This window comes from Streptomyces sp. NPDC032940 (assembly GCF_040636935.1).
In the GTDB taxonomy this organism is placed as follows: domain Bacteria; phylum Actinomycetota; class Actinomycetes; order Streptomycetales; family Streptomycetaceae; genus Streptomyces.
Window position 1 is genome coordinate 1 of the sequence record NZ_JBEZVJ010000058.1, and the last position, 16372, is coordinate 16372.

Sequence of the window (16372 nt, forward strand, 5' to 3'; positions counted from 1 at the left end):
GCAGCCCGATCCGCTCACGCGCCGTCAGCTTGCCCTTGGCGTGCTGCGCCGCCGTCGCCTTCTCGCTCGGCCCGGCCAGCGCCTGCGCACGGATCGCGTGCAGCTCGGCCACATGACCGCGAAGGTCGCTCTGCTCCGTCACGGTCGGCTCGGGGGCAGTCGTCGTCGTCATCTCTGGTCCCTTCCTCGGGCAAGACTGAGCAGATCCCGCCCCGGCTCCGCGGAGAGCATGGTCAAACCGCCTGTCACGTCTTGTTCCTGCTCCGGAGGGCCGCTGCGGGCCACGGCCGGCTCACCGCCAACTGTCCGGCGGCACATAGCTCTTCGGTGACGTCCACCAGTTCCAGCCGAGTGTCGGCTCCGGTTCCGTCCGGTCACGTGCCCGCAGGGCGAGCAGCACCGCCGTCAGGGCCGCCAGTTCCTCCTCGCTGGCCCGGCCGCGCTCCACGCGGAGCACGGTTTCGGCGCTTTCTGCGCTTTTCATCCCCGTTCGTTCCCCTCCTCGCACGGCCTTGGCCATGGTCGATCGCGGGACTCGAGAGGCGGTGAGGATTCACTGGAGGATCGCCAGGGAGCCCGCTCCAGGGGCGGCCGGACCGCGGCTCGCCAGAACCGACCGCCGAAGCCCTGAAAGCGACCGCTCACCATGGCTTCTGTCGAGTTCCGGCGAGTGACGAAGGCGACCAAAGGCCCCTGCGGGGCTGAATCAGGGCTCGATATGGAATCAACCGGTCCGAAAGTTATGGGGGCGGAGTGCCTCGTACCCCTAGAAGGTAAACCGGTTGGTATGTATCTTCGCTGCCCTGAGGAACGCCTCACTCCACACCAACGTCAGCTCAGGGGGACAGACATGTCTGCGAGCACGTTCCATGTCGAACGCGCGGTCTCCGGCAGCCACGACATGTGGCGCGGTGCCATGGGGCCGGCGCACACCACCGGCCTGCGCTATCCGTCCCTGACCACCACCGTCCCCAAGGAGTTCGTCCACCGCGCCAGCGTCGCCGAGGTCATGCTGACCGGCTGGACCCGCAGGGACGACACCCACTTCACGGTGGCCGCACAGTGGCCCCGGCTGCACGGCTTCTTCGCCACCGTCGACGGCTACCACGACCCGCTTCTCGTTGCCGAAACAATCCGGCAGGCCGGTCTTCTCGTGGCCCACACCGAGTTCGGCGTCCCGCTCGGCCATCAGTTCCTGATGTGGGACCTCACCGTCGACGTCAGGCCGGAGCAGCTGCGCATCGAGACCACGCCGGCCGCGCCCGAGATCGAGATCGCCTGCTCGGACATCAAGCGCCGGGGCAGCAGCATCTCGGGGCTCCACCTGACCGTCGTGATCCGCCGTGACGGTCAGGTGGCCGCGACCGGGGCAGCGACCTTCAACTGCACGTCTGCGTCCGTCTACCGGCGTCTGCGGGCCGCCCAGATCGGCGACGGCGTCCCCGCGCCGCTGCCGCTGACGAGCCCGATCGCGCCGCAGGACGTCGGCCGTATCTCTCCCACGGACGTCGTCCTGTCCCCCGCTCCGGAGCCGGACTGCTGGCAGCTGAGGGTGGACACCCGTCACCCCGTGCTCTTCGACCACCCCGTCGACCACGTGCCGGGCATGGTCCTGATGGAGGCCGCCCGCCAGGCCGCGGCCGCGTTCCTCGGGCGTGCCTGCCTGCCGGTCGGCATGACCAGCGCGTTCACGCGGTACGCCGAGCTGGACGCCCCCTGCATGGTCAAAGTCTGTGCTCTGGTGCCGGACGCGGAGGGCGGGGAGCGCCTGCTGGTGACCGGCCATCAGGACGGCAATGTGGTCTTCAGCTCGGTCGTGACCGTGGCGCCCGAGACGGCCTGAGAGGCGAAAGAACCCCTCAGTTCACATATTCAGACTTTGGGTCGCTTCAGTCGCTGAGCACTCCCCCACAACCACGGTGACCAGTGGTTTCGCTCAGCGACTGAAGCACCTTGGCAGGCCGGGACCCGGCATGCCGAAAACCGGGCCTCCACCGGAGACCCGGGACGGCGGTCTGCGGACCGCCGGTCGTCAGACCGCCGCGGGCACCCGGCTGCTCTCCTCCGCGGCGACCAGGCGCGCCCCGCGGTCCGCGGCCACGTCCAGGCGCATCAGGACCGCGGGTGAGGCGATGGAGGGCAGCAGATTCTTCAGCAGCAGCGACACCCGGTACTCCACGTCCTGGAGGCCGGTCTCCAGCTGCGCGTACAGCTGCACCCCGTTGAACGCGCTGACCACCATCTCGGCGATCTCGCGCGGCACCACGTGCGACAGGGTCTCCCCGCGCTGGTGGGCCTCGGTGAGGATCTCCGTCAGCGTCTCGGCCCACTGGGACCAGGCACTGCCGTAGTACTTACGGCCGATGGGATCGGCGGAGAGCCGGGCGCCGGCCCGCAGCACGGGGTCGTACATCAGCCGGTTCGCCACTGACATGGCGAGGTCGACCATCTCCTGGAGCTTGATCTCCTGCCGTGGCGGCCGGTAGTCGGTCTGCACCTCCAGGACGCCCCTGGCCAGGGCTTCCTTGGAGTCGAAGTGGAAGTAGAGAGCGCCCTTGGTCACCCCGGCGGTCTTGAGGATGTCCGCGACCGTCGCCGCGGTGTATCCGTGCTCCGCAAAGACCGTCGCGGCTGCCTCGAGCACGGCACGGCGGGTCCTGACCGCTCGCTCTTGTTGGGCCATTGGACCTCCCCTTCAGTCAGCCGCGCGGTGCAGTGCACGGAAACCACCAGAAAAAAACCGACTAGGGGGTACCTTAGGCATCATTCATGGGCGGCACCAGTGTTCCAGAGGCATTCGCCACCCGTTCGCCCCGGGAGCCGTGAGCGCTCGCACCACGATGCGCGGCAACCGCCCCACCGCTCTACCGGTGTTCACCTCCCGCGACGATACCGCCGGGACATCACGGCACGCGGAGCCCTCAACCGGCACGGACCATTCCGGAATGCCGGTTTCCTCTAGGAACGGCCGTCAGACGGCCGCGACGACCGGCTCGCGCCGGCCTGCCGGTTCCGTGGCCGCCGTGGACCACACGCGCCCCTCGGCGGCCTCGGCGTCGAGGCGCCCCAGCAGCCGCCCGTCGATCGCGTCCAGCGAGCCGACCAGGTGCCGCACGCCCGCCTCGCGCATCAACTGCCGCTGGAAGCTGTGCTCGTAGCTGGTCGGGTGCCCGATGAACGCCGCTCCCAGCTTCTGCGCGGCCTCGGCCACCCGGGCCACGTCGTCGATGAACAGGGCCTGGTCGCAGCGGACGCCGAAGACGTCCTCGGCGATCTCGCGGATCCCTGGGCGGAACGCGTCGGTGCACACGTACCGGGGCTCGTCGAAGTACTCGGCGAGGCCGCCCAGATGGCTGTCGAAGTGGCTGCGCCCGAGCCCGCCGTAACAGACCATGGCCGCCCCGGTGGCACGCAGCCGCTCGAGCAGCGCACGCGCACCGTCGAGCACCCGCACCGGATGCTCCCTGAGGTACTCCTCCCGCTCGCGGAAGTAGGCCTCCACCACCTCTTCGGGGGTGCCCGCCCCGCCCAGCACCGCGGCGGCCCGCAGCTGAGGCTGGGAGAACAGCGCCCGCTCCAGCTCGGCGGTGTAGACGCCCCCGCGGCGCATCACGAACCGGTGGATGACCGGGCTGAAGGTGTCGTTCAGCAGGACTCCGTCGATGTTCACCGCGATCAGTCGCAGATGCCGCAAGCCCATCGGGACCGCCTAACGTCGAGTCGCACGGGCGGGTGCCCGCGGCGCCGGACGAACATGGAATGTGAGGGCGCTGTGGTGGGAATGTCATGAGACCAGCACGTCAGCAAGAAATATTAAACCGGGTATGCGGTTTTCACAACGCCCCTTCAGGAGTGCTCTCGTTGCCGGTAGCTTGCCGCAGGCCGGTGCATGACCGGTGTGTCCGGGGAGGCAGGGGGGACGATGGGTGGTCTGAAGGGGAGAACCGCGCTGGTCACCGGCGGAGGGCGGGGAATCGGCCGGGCCATCGCCAGCCGGCTGGCCGCGGACGGCGCGCTCGTCGCGGTGCACTACGGCAGCGACGCGTCCTCGGCCCGGGAGACGGTGGAGCTGATCACCGAGGACGGCGGCCGCGCCTTCGCCGTGCGCGCACTGCTCGGCGCACCCGACGACGTCACGACGCTGTACGAGGGGTTCGACCGCGGCCTGGCGGAGCTGGGCGAGCCGCCGGCCCTGGACATCCTGGTCAACAACGCGGGGTTCAACGTCCGGGGCGGCGTGGCCGAGGTGACGCAGGAGGACTTCGACCGGCTCATGGCGGTCCACGCCGGTGCGCCGCTGTTCCTGGTGCAGCGAGGGCTGGAGCGGCTGCGGGAGGGCGGCCGTATCGTCAACATCAGCTCGGCGGCCACCCGTGTCGCCTTCACCTCCGCCCTCGCCTACACCATGGCCAAGAGCGCGCTGGAGGCCCTCACCCGCACGCTCGCCAAGGAGCTGGGTCCCCGGCAGATCACGGTGAACTCGGTGGCGCCGGGCTTCGTCAGGACGGAGCTGAACAAGGACCGCTGGTCCACGCCGGAGGCGGAGGCCACGCATGCCGCGCTCTCGGCGTTCGGCCGGATGGGCCGCCCGGCCGACATCGCGGACGTCGTGGCCTTCCTCGCCTCGGACGACTCGCGCTGGGTGACGGGCCAGTGCATCGACGCCTCGGGCGGCACGGGTCTGTAGCGCGGGGGCCGGGGCGATCGGCCGGCGGGTGCGGCTCCGGGCGGCCCTCGGTCACAGCGGCAGCGTGACGTCCGCCTGCCGCGTCGCCGACGAGGGCGGGCCGCCCTCGGAACGTTCCGTCTTGCGGCCCTTGCTGCCCGGCGCGAGCGTGCGCGGGTCCACGCCCTCGGCGGGCGCCCCAGTGGCGTACAGCCCGCGGGGGTCGGTGTCGCGGTCGTGCGGGAGCAGCCAGAACACGCGGCGGCGGAAGGTTCCCGACGAGCGGGAGGGCTTGGCTCCCGGGCCGAGGAGCGCGTATCCGACCATGCGTCCGTCACGGTGGTAGGCCGGCTTGCCGCGCCGCGTCGGCAGCCGGTCCAGGCTCTGGCGGACGTAGTCGAGCGTGTCTATGTCCTCGAGCCAGACGAGCTGCACCTCGTGGGCGATCTCGTCCTCTGCGATGAGGGCGCTCATGCTCTCTCCTCGTCGGGGACCAGTCCGATGCCCGGGTAGTACTTCCGCTGGTTGGACAGGATCATCTCCTTGGGCGACGCCAGTCCCACCACCTCACGGACCCGCGCCGCGAAGGCCCGGGACGTGACGGCCGGGGCGCCCTCATTCTGACACCACGTCTTGTAGGCCGCGTAGAGCTGTGTCTGTTCCGCTCTCGAAGAGGGTTCGATCCGGCAGGATTCGCTCAGGAACCGTCCCGTGTGGTCCTCCGTTTCGGCATAAGCGGTCGTGGCGATCCGCACGCGCTCCGGCCCGGTGAGGTCCTTCTCCCCCGCCAGGTAGCGGCGCGCGCCCCGGATGAGCCAGTTGAGGATGCCGGGGCCTTCCTCGGTGACAAGGATGTCCGCCAGGTTGTCGATCTTGTTCTCGTCGGAGACGACGCGTTCGAACGGGATGAGGCGCATCCGGCGCCAGAACGCGAAGCCGCCCGTGCCGACCTCGGGGCGGTGGTTGCCCAGCAGCCACAGCTTGTGCGTCGGCGCGAAGCTGAAGAAGTCCTGGCGCATCCGGCGGGCCTTGATGCGGTCACCGCCGGTGAGCAGCTTGACGCGGGCCTCGTCGAAGCGGTCGCCTGGCTTGACCTCGCTGCACACGATGACCCGGCGGCCGTGCAGTTCGGCCAGGTCCGTCGGGTGCCCCTCGTAGGGGCGGGCCATCAGGAAGCCGGGCGGCGCGGCGTCCGCGTAGTCGCCCAGCAGCTTCATCAGCACGTCCAGCAGCACCGACTTGCCGTTCTTGCCGGACCCGAAGAGGAACGGCATGACCTGCGCGCCGACGTCGCCGGTGATGGCGTAGCCCAGCAGCAGATGCAGGAAGTCGATCATCTCCGCGCCCTCGGGCCCGTCGCCGAAGGTGTCGGTCAGGAACCGGTCCCAGCGGGGCGTGGGCACCTGTTCCGGGGCGGCGGTGGTGGAGCGGGAGTGGAAGTCCTTGTTCGGGTCGGGGGCGCGGATCAGGCCGGTGCGCAGGTCGACGATGCCGGCGGGCGTGCACAACGCGTACGGGTCGGCGTCCAGCAGCGCCGCGTTCAGCACCATGCCCGGCGCGGACTTGGCCTGCAGCAGCATCGCGTTCATGCCGCTGGTGCTCAGCGCCCGGCGCCGGTGCTGCTGGAGCGCGGTGGTGTTGAAGACGCCGCGCGGGTCGGTGGTGGCGATGGACTCCGCCAGGTCGCCCGCGGCCCACAGGACCGTGTCGTCCTCGTCGATGAGCCAGCGGGTGCTGTCCCACCGGTACCAGCCCAGGCCGGGCACGTGCCGGTAGTCGTTGGCGTAGAGCCTGACGAAGAGCTTGGCGTTGCCGCGGTCGGAGAGCGTGTCGGGCAGCAGTCCGTCGGCCAGGGCCTCGCCGCCCGCCGCGGCCCCGTCCTGCTCGCCCTGGCGGGGCTGCGGCAGCGGCTGTGCCAGGATCTGCGCGGCGACGGCCCGGGCGTCGAAGACGGCGTCGTCGTGGCTGGAGGTCATGCGCGCCCTCCCAGGGACAGCGGACGCGTCCGGCCGGCGCTGAGTCCGCCGCGGATGACGGCGCCGTAGCGCCGCTCCTGCCCGGGTCTGGCGCTCGCGGCCACCTGGGTCAGGACGTCCAGGGCCGCCTCCTCCGTCAGGAGACCCGCGGCGACGAGTCCCCCGGCGGTGTAGGCGGCCCGGTTGAGTTTCTCCGTGAACCCCGCGCCCTCGGCCACTGCGGCACAGGCCGTCACCTCGGCCAGCAAGGGCCCCAGAACCCGCTCTGCGGCGCTGTGACCGCCTCGGGCGGCCAGGACGGCCTGACGGGCCCGTGGGGGCACAGGACGCGGCGCAGGGACGTGTGCGGGCGGCAGGTGCCCGGTGCGCCCCAGCTCCCGCGCGAGCCAGTCCGGCAGCGGGGCGGGCTCGCGCGCGCCGGGCAGGGGTTCGTAGGCGCCCGCCCGGGTCACGGTGCCGGGGGCGACGATGTAGCCGCCGTGCGCCCGGATGTCGACCTGCCAGGCCAGCGCGCGGCCGCCGCCCGAGCCGGTGGAACTGTGCCAGCGGAGCCCGTTGGGGGCCCGGTACCACACGTGGAGCCCGCCCGAGGGCGTGCGCACCCGCAGGGTCGTCTCGTCCTCCGCAGGGCTCGTGGCACCCCGCAGGGCGGCCAGGACGCCGATCGTGTGGAAGCCGTTGGCGAGCCCGGTCAGGTCGACCGTGTCCGAGATGGAGATCCCGGGCAGCAGCCGGTCCCGGTCCGGCAGATGGCGCGCGTGCGCGTCGACGTCGACCACGACCAGGCCCGCGGGACCGCAGGCGATCCCGACACCGAAGGCCGGATGGACGCCCCACCACTGCTCGATGCGGGCGAAGTCCAGTGTGGCCGCGCGGAAACCGTGGCACCAGCGCCCCTCGGCGGGGCAGGTACAGCCCCGGTGAGTGTGCCCGGGGCGGCGGCAGGCCGCGCAGTTGCCCGCGGGTGTCTTGCGTCCGGGCGCCAGCGGATGGACCGGCCAGCCCCGGCCGGCACACCACCGGGCGGTGGCCAGGGACCTTGAGATGTCCCGCCGGGCAAGGGCAGCCAGTAAGTCGCTGCGCGAAAAGCCCAGTTCATCGGTCATGCAACTCCCCCGTCAGCGACCGAAGCGACTCAACAGCAGGCACAGAGTAGCGAAGCTGTGGTGACAGGGGAGGAGCCTGTGAAGAACTCCTTCCGGGTACCCCCCAACCCCCCAGCGACCGAACGCATCCGCCCCCAGCGACCGAGCGACTTTCAGTCGCTCTTTCAGTAGCTGAGAAAATCCGCAGGTCAGAGAGGGTCAGATTGATCGTTTAGCGACTGAAGCGACTGAAGGTGTCTATATATAACGCACACACGCAGGCGCACGCGCATACACGCGCACACGCGAATGTCTTGATATACCCGAGCCTTGAGTCGCTTCAGTCGCTGCTCCGCCCCAAAGAGCCGTGCTGACCTGCGGATTCACCAAGCGACCGGCCAGCGACCGATGTCCCGTTCAGTAGCTGCCGTTCAGTCGCTGCACCCCAGAACCGACTCGAGCGCCCCTGGAGCGGGCCTGGATCGGCCTCCGGGGCCCCAGCGACTGAAGCACCTGGCAGCGACCGAAGCGCCGGACAGCGACCGAAGCCACTCACCGAGCCCCCGCTGCGGGCCTGCCTGCCGGGCCTTCGCCGTCGCCATTACGCCGTAATGGCGACGGGGGCTATTACGGCGTAATAGCCCCCGTCGCCCTGCCTCACTCCGCACCGGCTCAGGGAGCCTCGGCCCCCGTGGCGTCGGCCACCTGTCGCATCACCCGCGCGAACTCCTCGGGATTGCGCTCCTGGCCCATCTTGCCGAGCAGCTGGAGCAGCTTGAAGAAGAGCGGCTCCTCCATCTTGCGGGCCAGGTGCATGGCGATGAACGCGGGATCGTCGTACGGCAGCCGCGGCGGCTGCCGCTGCTCGCCCGCCGCCCCGCCCCGTACAGCGGGGCTGCCCTGCTCGGCCGCCCCGCCCGTGCCGCCCTTCCCTCGGGGCTCGGGCACGGCTGTCCCTCCCCCGGCGCCGCTCCCCTCCCCCATTACGCCGTAATAGCCCTCGCCGCCCGCAGGCCCGGCCTTGGCGCGCGAGGTCGGCCTCTGCTCCTGCGGACGGTCCCGCTGAGCCTCCTTGCGGGCCCGTTCGGCCTTCAGCTCCTCCAGCGCCGCCTGCTGCCGCTCGACGGGCTTGTTGCCGACCGCCCGCAGCAGATCGACCGGCTCCTGCCCGATCCGGGCCTGCAGCTCCGGGCTGAGATTGAGCAGGGCGAGCCGCTGCGAGACCCACCCCTGCGAGCGGTGCAGCCGCTTGGCCAGGGCCGTCTGGCTGCCGTGGATCGTCAGCAGCCGCTCCAGTGCGCGGGCCTCGTCGAGCTCGTCCAACTCCTGGCGGTGGATGTTGGCGACGAGCGCCGACTCCAGCAGTTCCTCGGAGGTGGAGCCCTGATCGTCGCTCACCATCACCTTGACGGTGGCCAGCCCCGCCTCCCGGGCGGCCGCGAGGCGGGTGTTGCCGTCGATGGCGACGTAGGCGGTGTCCGGCTCCAGGTCGGTTTCCCGCTCCGGGTTGACCTTGACGTAGGCATCCCGGTTCATGACGGTGATGGCCTGCTTCTGCCCGTGGGTCTTCAGGCTGCCCGCGAGGTCGGTGAGATCGCCCAGGCTGGAGCGAGGGTTGTCGGGATTGAGGCTGATCCGGCCCACCGGCAGTTCACTGGGGGGAGCGACCCCGTCGGTCGGGACGCCGGTCGCCGCGGCCACCGCCTGACGCCTGGCACTGACGTTCCGCACTCCCCCGCCGAACCGGCCGGAGCCGAGCTGGTCGGCCTTGCTCATGAGATCTCCCGGGCCAGTGCGCGCATTCCGACCGCCTGCTGGGACTTGGGGGCGTAGGACAGCAGCGGCTGCTTCACCCGCACGGTCTCCTTCTGCTCCTTGAGGTCCCCGATGAGCCCGACGACCCGCGGATCCTTTATGTCCACCCAGCCCTGCAGAGAGGAGGTGGCGATGTACCCACGCCGAGAGTCGTACAGGTTGACCACGATGCCGAGGTAGTCGATGTCGATCTGCAGGTCGCCGCGCAGGTCGTCGATCTGGGTGGTCAGCAGTTCGTAGGCGTCGGCGGAGGAGTCCTCGGCCTGCACCACGATCAGGGCGCCGGACTGCCCGGTCTTCTCGCCCTCACGCCGGCGCCCGTAGTACGCGGCAGCGTCCATGCTCAGCCCGAGGCTCGGCGGGCAGTCCACGATGATGACGTCGTAATCGGCCTCCAGCGGCGCCAGAGCCCTCTCCAGCGCCGCTTCCCGGGCCCGCACCGCCGACAGCCGTACGTCGAGCAGGAACGCGTCGTTGCAGGCGGGCAACAGGTGCAGCCGCCCGCCGAACGTCTCGTCGTCGACGGAGACGACCAGGTCCCGCAGGTCCCCCTTCGGGTCACCCGCCATGTGGTTGGTCAGACTGTCCCCGCTCATCGGCAGGGGGCTCGCGCCGAGCTGGTTGGTGAGGTGGCACTGCGGGTCGAAGTCGACGAGCAGCACTCGCATCCCCAGCCCGGGCAGGTTCTCCACGTCGAGCGGGTCGGGCGCCGCCTCGGGAGCTTCCTCGCTCTCCCGCAGTGCCTTCGTCAGAGCCTTGGCCACCCGCACCGGGTGCAGGGCGTCGGGACTCTCGGCGAGGGCCTCCCCGAGGCCCGCGGTGATGGCCGTCTTGCCCACGCCGCCCTTCTGGTTGCAGACGACGATCCGCCGGGTGACCGCGGGCCGCTGCACGTCGGGCGAGGGATTGGCGTCGAGCCACAACTGCACGGACTGGGCGAGTCCCTGGACGAGCGAGACCTTGCGGTCGGCGGCGACCCGCCGGAACTCCTCCCACTGGCCGGTGGGCAGGAAGGTGGAAAAGGAGTCGGCCCCGGCGGTGTCGACCGCAGCAGGCACGGACGCCAGGGCGCACCAGGCGGCGACGCCCTGCTCGACGGCGGCCTGGATCTCGATGCCGTGCTGAGCTGCTCTGACCTTGAGGCTCTGCCGGAGCCATCCCGGAAGCTTGGACACGACCTTCTCGCGGTCGTTGGAGGTGGCTGGTGCAGTCATGGATGACACCTTACTAACGTCCATGATCCTTAGAAGCACCGACGCGTTAGTTTCACCAAGGTGACCGGGTGTCAGCCGCCCCCGCTGCCTATTACGCCGTAATAGCCCGTCACGTAGGACCTCTTGCAGGCGTCCCAGGACGAGTCGGTGGCTGAGGGAGCTCCGCGTGCACCACCACGCCCATGTGGAGGCAGTGGTCGGCACCAGCGCTCCTGCGTCCCGGGTGGTGGCGGCCGTGACGAAGACAAGAGAAGGCAGGGCTGGTGAGGATGGGGGGCTGAGGTACCTCCGCTCCAGGTTGGCTCGGCTGCACGTCAGTGGGGGTTGCCTTGATGTGGTTGCGGTCGAGGGGTACTGGAGGGTTGCTGAAGTCCTGAGAGAGATCACGGGAGCCGTCGACGTAGGTGCTCTTTAAGAAGAGGCGCGCGCCTAGAAACACCCTCTGACCTGCGGTTTTGCGAGAGTCGATGTGTCCTGGAGAGCACATTTGGGCCCTCGAAATGTCAACCTGGCCGTCACATTTGCCCCTAAAAATCAACCATGACTTGATTTTTTTCAGGCGCCACACGGTGCCGCAAAGCCGCAGGTCAAACGGATGCGAACACACCCCAGAACCCCCTCCACCTTCCATCTGACGATGATCGAAAACACCCAAATGTTCCGTAATAAGAACACGTAAAATCAACCAGGGTTTGATTTCTGGCCCAGATCGGCCCTAAAAAACAAGCACCACTTGAGTTACGGAGCACCTGTGCGACAGGTTGCTCGCAACCCCCCGCTCCCGACCTGCCGAGGGGGCCAAAAGACAAGCATTGCTTGATTTTTCGGCTAGTCTCTGGACCGCCTGAGTAACGAAGGAGGTCCTGTGACATCTGATCCACCGGCACGGCGACGGCCACGAGCCGTCCCTGACGCCGCATCCGGGGACGTCGGCTTCGACGACCTGCTCCAAGTCCTCGGTGAGCAACTGGGCGAGGCGACCCAGAGCACCGCCGACCCCCGGGGCCGCCGCAAACTCAAGAACGTCACCTTCGAGTACGAGCCCGACCACACGGCTGTCCACGACATGGCGGGCGACGCCGGCTACAGCCTGGCCTCGAACTGGTTCACCCAGCTCCTGGCCCAGCTCGCCGTGGCCAACAGCATCACCAAGTCCCAGCTGTGTGTGTTCCTCTACGTCGCAGGCGGCCAGCAACGCGGCACCGGCATCGCCCAGTACACCCAGCAGGAGATCACCGATGGTCTGAACAAGCTGGCGGCACAGAAGGGCGGCAAGCGCATCACCCGCTCCACGGTCAACCGTGCCATCAAGGCCCTGGTCGGCTACAAGTGGGTCGAGCAACTCGGCAACGGCCTGATCCAGATGAACGTACGCCTGTGGTTCCACGGCAACAGCACGGCTCAGCACGCGGTGCTCGAGAACCTCGCGGACCAGCACGACCGCGACCCCGAGGCCTTCCCCAACGCCATCGGTCCCGACGTCCACCAGGACCAGCTGGACCTCGATTTCACGCAACCACCGCACTATGGAAGGCGTACCGGGTGATACATATTCACCGACCCCCGCGACGCCCCGGACAAGGAAGGGACACCGATGGCTGAGGTGATGTCACCGATCGTGTCAGAACGCATCTGGGCCCTTCCCGTCTCCGGGGCCACGGTGAAGTTCCTCCAGTACCTGCTCTACCGCTCCGACTTCGGCGGCCGCCTGCCCGTACGGCAGAAGGACATGGCACGCGAGTACCGGGTGACTCCCCAGGCCATCAGCAACCTGATCGCCCCGCTGTGCGAGCTGAACATCGTCCTGCGCCCCAAGAACGAGGACGGCAGCAAGGGCAATTCCTACCGCCTCCACCCCCTGGCCGCGAAGTACGCCGACCTCGAGGACATGGAAGCCGCGTTCCGCACCGCCATCGCCGGCATCAAGGCCGGCGACCTGCCCAACCTCAAGCTGCCCGCCTACGCCGCCGTTCCCCCGGCGGAAGGTCGCCCCAAGCTCCAGGTCGCCTGACCCAGGAGCCGGACCGGGCAAAAAACAGGGCCCCGCCGAAACCGGCGGGGCCCTGTGCCTGAGTAAGAGGTCGTACCCGAACTATACCCACCCTCCGCCGCCCACGCCCGCCCCCAGGCAATTCCCCGCCCCCACCCCGCTGCCGGACCCCGGCTATTACGCCGTAATAGCCTCCACGCCGCCGCCCGGCTGGCGGCCAAGACACGTCCCCAGGCGCAGCCGGCCGAGCGTGCTCTTGAAGCTCTCCGAAGACCGCTCCATTACGCCGTAATAGCCGAGCAACCGGCAGCAGGCGAGGCTCACCACCTCATCGCGCTCCCCGAGCCACCGTGGCTACAACTCGAACTCCAGGTGCTCGATATCCGTGATGCGAACCTCCTCCAGGTCGCTGGCGCGACGGCCCCTGTCCTGGAAGTACACCTCCCGGAGTGCGTCGGCGGCGATCCGCTGGAGCTGCTGGTCGTTGGCACCGGCCTCCTGGGCATCGAAGAGGCGCGCGGCGTACTGCGGGGGCAGGGCGACAGTCAGGTGCCGGATGCGGGCCTCGTCGGTGGAGCCGATCGGCGCGGTGTAGCCCATGCGGGCGCGGGTGTCGATGACGATGCCATCCGTCGTGGCCGCCTTCCGCCGGGCCCTGGCCCGGATCTGCGGCTGCCACCGCTTCCTCACCTCGCGCTCCAGACGCGCGGCAAGATCGGGCCTAGGCTGCTTGATCTCGTCCTTCACATACCGCTCGACGGTGCGCTGGGAGATCCGCAGCACCTGGGCGACCGCCTTGGTGCCCTTCATCTGCTTGACCAGATACCGCATCTGCGCGCCCGCGTTCTTCGGCGCCGGGCGAGTGAACGCCTTCTGCACGGCGGCGTCCAGGCTGTCCCCGAACAGGCTCATGGGCGCCTTCTCCTACTCTCCGTTGTCGACGCCGGTGACGGTGCCGTCCTTGATGTACCGCGCGAGGTTGAGATCCGGAACGTCGAACCGCTCGCGGACCTCCTCACCCCACAGGACGGACTGGGTGCCCTCGTGCTTGACCAGGCCAGGGTTGACGCCGAGCTTGAATCCACCCGGCAACGGCTTGCCGTTCCGGTAGGGCAGGAAGTCCAGCGGAGAGGGCCCGCTCGACGCGTAGACGACGCAGTCGGACAGGACAGCGACGGGGTACTGCCCCGTGAACGCGGCGTGCTTGACGATCTTGCGGTGCAGGTTGATCCGCGTGCGGGAGATGACGGCCGCACGGATGTCGGGCCGCCAGGTCGGCCGGGACAGAGCGCGCCACGGCTCACCCGGCCGCCAGCCCTCGCCCCGCGGCCGTTCACGCAGCTTGCCCAGGCCGCCCTTGACCGTTGCCTTGATCGCCGAGACGACGATGGCCAGCTCCGGATCGCGGTCCTTGTAGCGGTCCATCGCTGTGAGGAAGTCCTCCGGCGACAGGTCGGCGGAAACGCCGAGATCGGCCATCGTGGCGAGGTAAGCATCCCGCAGCCGGTTGTACCAGCCGTCCAGGTACCGGCCGTTCTCATAGCGCACCCACGCCTCCAGGGGCCGCACCTCGTACCCGAGCTCCACCGCATACGCCACGGTCGGCGTCGCATACCAGGCCGGCCCCTCGGGCCGCTCGCCCCTCGGAGTGAACGGACTGGGCAGCAAGCCGGCGTCCAGCTCCACCCACTTCTCCTTGCCGACCCTCACCCGGGACAAGTCGACGTGGGACAGATCCACCAGCCAGGAGCCCGGCAGCTTCGCGTCGAACCCCGGCGCCTTGACACGGGTCGGCGCCCCGAGACCGACGACCAAACCGTTGGCGCCGGCGGCGAAGGCCATGTTGACGTCGATGCCGACCAGGTGCCGCAGTGTGCACTCGGCATCCGTCATCGGTCGCGCCCAGTCGTACGCTTCCTCGAACAACTTCTCCGCAGGTCCGCGGACGTGGAAGCGGGGCAGGTCCTTGAGGAGGGGGTGTCCGTCCGGGGCCTCGCACGGCGCGCAGTCCGCCGGTTCCTTCCCCAGCGAGCCGGGGTTGTGCTCGGGGTGCCTGAGCCCGTCGGCGTCCGGTTCGGAGGCCCGGGTCGGCGGGTGCAGGGCGGTCATCAGCTCCAGGCCGGTCACGGCGGTCGAGCCGCGCGGCGTCATCACCCGGGACGCGTACACGCCCAGCACGCGAGCAAGTTCCGCCGGCGGAAGCTGCCCCGCCTCGCCCCAGTGCCGAGCGTCCAGCGCGTGCCACGACGGGATGCACAACTGCACGCACCGACGGTCCGAGCCCTTGGCCGGCCGGTAGATCCGCGCCCATGGCCCGAATCCACGCTTCGTCAACTTCCATTCAGCACGGGCCAGTTGCTTGACGACCTTGTGCCCCTCCGGGATCCGTCCGGCAAGCCGCTCCTCGTCCGAGAGAGTGGTAGGCAGCCCATAGCGCCCCAGAGCAGCCTCGGTGAGCACGAGCAGCGGGTCGGCATCCTTACCCGGCCCGGACAGCCGCGGCTGTCCAAGCTTCGCCTCCTCGAGAGTCCACTCCACCAGGGCCGGAAGGGACGTGGCAGGCACCTCCAGAACCAGACCACCGGCGCAGTACGCCAGCACCTGCCCGCCCTCGACATCGACGACAGCCAGCGGACCGTTCTCGAACCGCGGGGCAGAGCAGCCCGCTGGGGCTGCCTTCCTCGCACCCGGACGACGCGAGACAGGGGTCTGGATGCCGGACTCTTGCCCTGCGGGAGTGAGCGTGGCCGACGACGCCGAAACGACCGACTCCTCAGTCGCTGTAGGGGCGGGGTAGAGCTCCGCAAGCTTCCTAAGCAGCCGTGCATACGCCTCGCGCTCAGGCCCGCGCGGCTCAACCGTTTTTTTGACCGACTCCCAACCGGACACCGTAGCCCGGCGTACCTTCAACGCCCCAGCGACTTCGTCCAGAGTCAGACCGTGCGCAACCCGGAGCCGTTTGCGTTCCTGCGCTGGTGGGAGCGGGGAGCGTGAGGCGATGAGGTTATCGACGGCGTTGAAGAGGTGGGTCATGGTGTTCCTCCTAGCGGTTACTGTATCGCGTACGGTTGGCGTACTTTTTCCGTACGTGGGGGTGGGGTGTCGGTTGTTGGCTTGTGGGTGGTCAGGGGTCGGTGTCCGTCAGGGGGAGGCCGGTCCGGTTAGGGATCCACAGTGTTCTTTCCTTGCGAGCTGTGACGGCCGGCGGGCGGACTAGGAGAGCACCGGGCGGCAGCTGGGTCCAGCCCCGGCCGCCCGTTATCGGGTGTCCTGGGTTTTACCCCACTGCTACATAGTGCATCAACATGAGAGGCAGTCATACAGAACCTCTCGCCAGAGCCCCTCTACAAACCCCGCCAGACCCGACCGGGTATCGCGCCATCGGGCACGCAACGCGAGGTGCGAAGGTCCCTTCCTTCTGGCCATCCTTACTGTTTCCTCGTCACCATGAGCCTGCTCCTGCAGCGTCTCGCAATTCCCACCACAAGCCGGCTTGGTGCATCCATGGGCACGAGAACGAATGCTTGACACCTTGTGCGACCTGAAGGCCAGTCACACTGCTCACGAGCCAACCGGGCTGGGGGCCCTGGTTCACAATCCATGACAGGACCTCACAGGCCATGCCT

14 protein-coding genes are annotated in these 16372 nt (G+C 69.1%); 4 read left to right on the forward strand and 10 right to left on the reverse strand.

Going from position 1 to position 16372, the window contains the following annotated elements; genetic code table 11:
* Nucleotides 1-292: 292 nt before the first annotated feature.
* On the reverse strand, nucleotides 293-484 hold the full coding sequence (locus AB0E77_RS33495) for an acyl-CoA carboxylase epsilon subunit (protein ID WP_361578565.1): 192 nt from the start codon (nucleotides 482-484) through the stop codon (nucleotides 293-295).
* 366 nt (nucleotides 485-850) lie between these two features.
* On the opposite strand from AB0E77_RS33495, the gene AB0E77_RS33500 reads away from it, so the two are divergent.
* A complete protein-coding gene (locus AB0E77_RS33500; protein WP_361578568.1) occupies nucleotides 851-1843 on the forward strand; it encodes a ScbA/BarX family gamma-butyrolactone biosynthesis protein in 993 nt (330 codons plus the stop codon).
* Nucleotides 1844-2032: 189 nt separating this feature from the next.
* On the opposite strand, the gene AB0E77_RS33505 is transcribed toward AB0E77_RS33500, so the two are convergent.
* Complete coding sequence (locus tag AB0E77_RS33505) at nucleotides 2033-2644, reverse strand: ScbR family autoregulator-binding transcription factor (RefSeq protein ID WP_361578571.1); 612 nt, start codon at nucleotides 2642-2644, stop codon at nucleotides 2033-2035.
* A gap of 327 nt (nucleotides 2645-2971) precedes the next feature.
* Nucleotides 2972-3700, reverse strand: coding sequence for an HAD family phosphatase (locus tag AB0E77_RS33510; RefSeq protein ID WP_361578574.1), 729 nt, complete (start codon nucleotides 3698-3700; stop codon nucleotides 2972-2974).
* Nucleotides 3701-3922: 222 nt separating this feature from the next.
* Here AB0E77_RS33510 and AB0E77_RS33515 point away from each other — a divergent pair, with 222 nt between their 5' ends.
* A complete protein-coding gene (locus AB0E77_RS33515) occupies nucleotides 3923-4687 on the forward strand; it encodes an SDR family oxidoreductase (RefSeq protein WP_361578577.1) in 765 nt (254 codons plus the stop codon).
* A gap of 51 nt (nucleotides 4688-4738) precedes the next feature.
* Here AB0E77_RS33515 and AB0E77_RS33520 read toward each other — a convergent pair whose 3' ends face one another.
* From AB0E77_RS33520 to AB0E77_RS33540, 5 genes are all read right to left on the reverse strand, one after another.
* Nucleotides 4739-5140 carry a DUF6009 family protein gene (locus AB0E77_RS33520; RefSeq protein WP_361578580.1) on the reverse strand — a complete coding sequence of 134 codons (402 nt, stop codon included), beginning with the start codon at nucleotides 5138-5140 and terminating at the stop codon, nucleotides 4739-4741.
* Nucleotides 5137-6642, reverse strand: a complete 1506-nt coding sequence (locus tag AB0E77_RS33525; protein WP_361578583.1) for a phage/plasmid primase, P4 family — start codon at nucleotides 6640-6642, stop codon at nucleotides 5137-5139. Before AB0E77_RS33525 ends, AB0E77_RS33520 begins: the two co-directional genes overlap by 4 nt.
* The gene (locus tag AB0E77_RS33530; RefSeq protein ID WP_361578586.1) at nucleotides 6639-7748 is read right to left on the reverse strand and encodes a bifunctional DNA primase/polymerase; all 1110 of its coding nucleotides are present in this window, start codon (nucleotides 7746-7748) and stop codon (nucleotides 6639-6641) included. Before AB0E77_RS33530 ends, AB0E77_RS33525 begins: the two co-directional genes overlap by 4 nt.
* A gap of 651 nt (nucleotides 7749-8399) precedes the next feature.
* Nucleotides 8400-9503, reverse strand: a complete 1104-nt coding sequence (locus AB0E77_RS33535; RefSeq protein WP_361578589.1) for a ParB/RepB/Spo0J family partition protein — start codon at nucleotides 9501-9503, stop codon at nucleotides 8400-8402.
* Nucleotides 9500-10756, reverse strand: coding sequence for a ParA family protein (locus AB0E77_RS33540; protein ID WP_361578592.1), 1257 nt, complete (start codon nucleotides 10754-10756; stop codon nucleotides 9500-9502). Before AB0E77_RS33540 ends, AB0E77_RS33535 begins: the two co-directional genes overlap by 4 nt.
* A gap of 865 nt (nucleotides 10757-11621) precedes the next feature.
* On the opposite strand from AB0E77_RS33540, the gene AB0E77_RS33545 reads away from it, so the two are divergent.
* Both AB0E77_RS33545 and AB0E77_RS33550 read left to right on the forward strand, forming a co-directional pair.
* Nucleotides 11622-12302 carry a hypothetical protein gene (locus tag AB0E77_RS33545; RefSeq protein ID WP_361578595.1) on the forward strand — a complete coding sequence of 227 codons (681 nt, stop codon included), beginning with the start codon at nucleotides 11622-11624 and terminating at the stop codon, nucleotides 12300-12302.
* A 48-nt stretch (nucleotides 12303-12350) separates the two neighbouring features.
* Entirely contained in the window at nucleotides 12351-12767 is a 417-nt protein-coding gene (locus AB0E77_RS33550) for a hypothetical protein (protein WP_361578598.1), read from the forward strand.
* A gap of 333 nt (nucleotides 12768-13100) precedes the next feature.
* Here the strand turns inward: AB0E77_RS33550 and AB0E77_RS33555 are convergent, their stop codons facing one another.
* Nucleotides 13101-13658 carry an XRE family transcriptional regulator gene (locus AB0E77_RS33555; RefSeq protein ID WP_361578601.1) on the reverse strand — a complete coding sequence of 186 codons (558 nt, stop codon included), beginning with the start codon at nucleotides 13656-13658 and terminating at the stop codon, nucleotides 13101-13103.
* A gap of 12 nt (nucleotides 13659-13670) precedes the next feature.
* Nucleotides 13671-15779, reverse strand: a complete 2109-nt coding sequence (locus AB0E77_RS33560) for a helix-turn-helix transcriptional regulator (RefSeq protein ID WP_361578604.1) — start codon at nucleotides 15777-15779, stop codon at nucleotides 13671-13673.
* Nucleotides 15780-16372: the final 593 nt, after the last annotated feature.

Bases quoted from the DNA above. Each gene is read 5' to 3' on its own strand.
- AB0E77_RS33495 (WP_361578565.1), bottom strand. From the start codon at position 484: ATGAAAAGCGCAGAAAGCGCCGAAACCGTGCTCCGCGTGGAGCGCGGC.
- AB0E77_RS33500 (WP_361578568.1), top strand. From the start codon at position 851: ATGTCTGCGAGCACGTTCCATGTCGAACGCGCGGTCTCCGGCAGCCAC.
- AB0E77_RS33510 (WP_361578574.1), bottom strand. From the start codon at position 3,700: ATGGGCTTGCGGCATCTGCGACTGATCGCGGTGAACATCGACGGAGTC.
- AB0E77_RS33515 (WP_361578577.1), top strand. From the start codon at position 3,923: ATGGGTGGTCTGAAGGGGAGAACCGCGCTGGTCACCGGCGGAGGGCGG.
- AB0E77_RS33520 (WP_361578580.1), bottom strand. From the start codon at position 5,140: ATGAGCGCCCTCATCGCAGAGGACGAGATCGCCCACGAGGTGCAGCTC.
- AB0E77_RS33525 (WP_361578583.1), bottom strand. From the start codon at position 6,642: ATGACCTCCAGCCACGACGACGCCGTCTTCGACGCCCGGGCCGTCGCC.
- AB0E77_RS33530 (WP_361578586.1), bottom strand. From the start codon at position 7,748: ATGACCGATGAACTGGGCTTTTCGCGCAGCGACTTACTGGCTGCCCTT.
- AB0E77_RS33535 (WP_361578589.1), bottom strand. From the start codon at position 9,503: ATGAGCAAGGCCGACCAGCTCGGCTCCGGCCGGTTCGGCGGGGGAGTG.
- AB0E77_RS33540 (WP_361578592.1), bottom strand. From the start codon at position 10,756: ATGACTGCACCAGCCACCTCCAACGACCGCGAGAAGGTCGTGTCCAAG.
- AB0E77_RS33550 (WP_361578598.1), top strand. From the start codon at position 12,351: ATGGCTGAGGTGATGTCACCGATCGTGTCAGAACGCATCTGGGCCCTT.
- AB0E77_RS33555 (WP_361578601.1), bottom strand. From the start codon at position 13,658: ATGAGCCTGTTCGGGGACAGCCTGGACGCCGCCGTGCAGAAGGCGTTC.
- AB0E77_RS33560 (WP_361578604.1), bottom strand. From the start codon at position 15,779: ATGACCCACCTCTTCAACGCCGTCGATAACCTCATCGCCTCACGCTCC.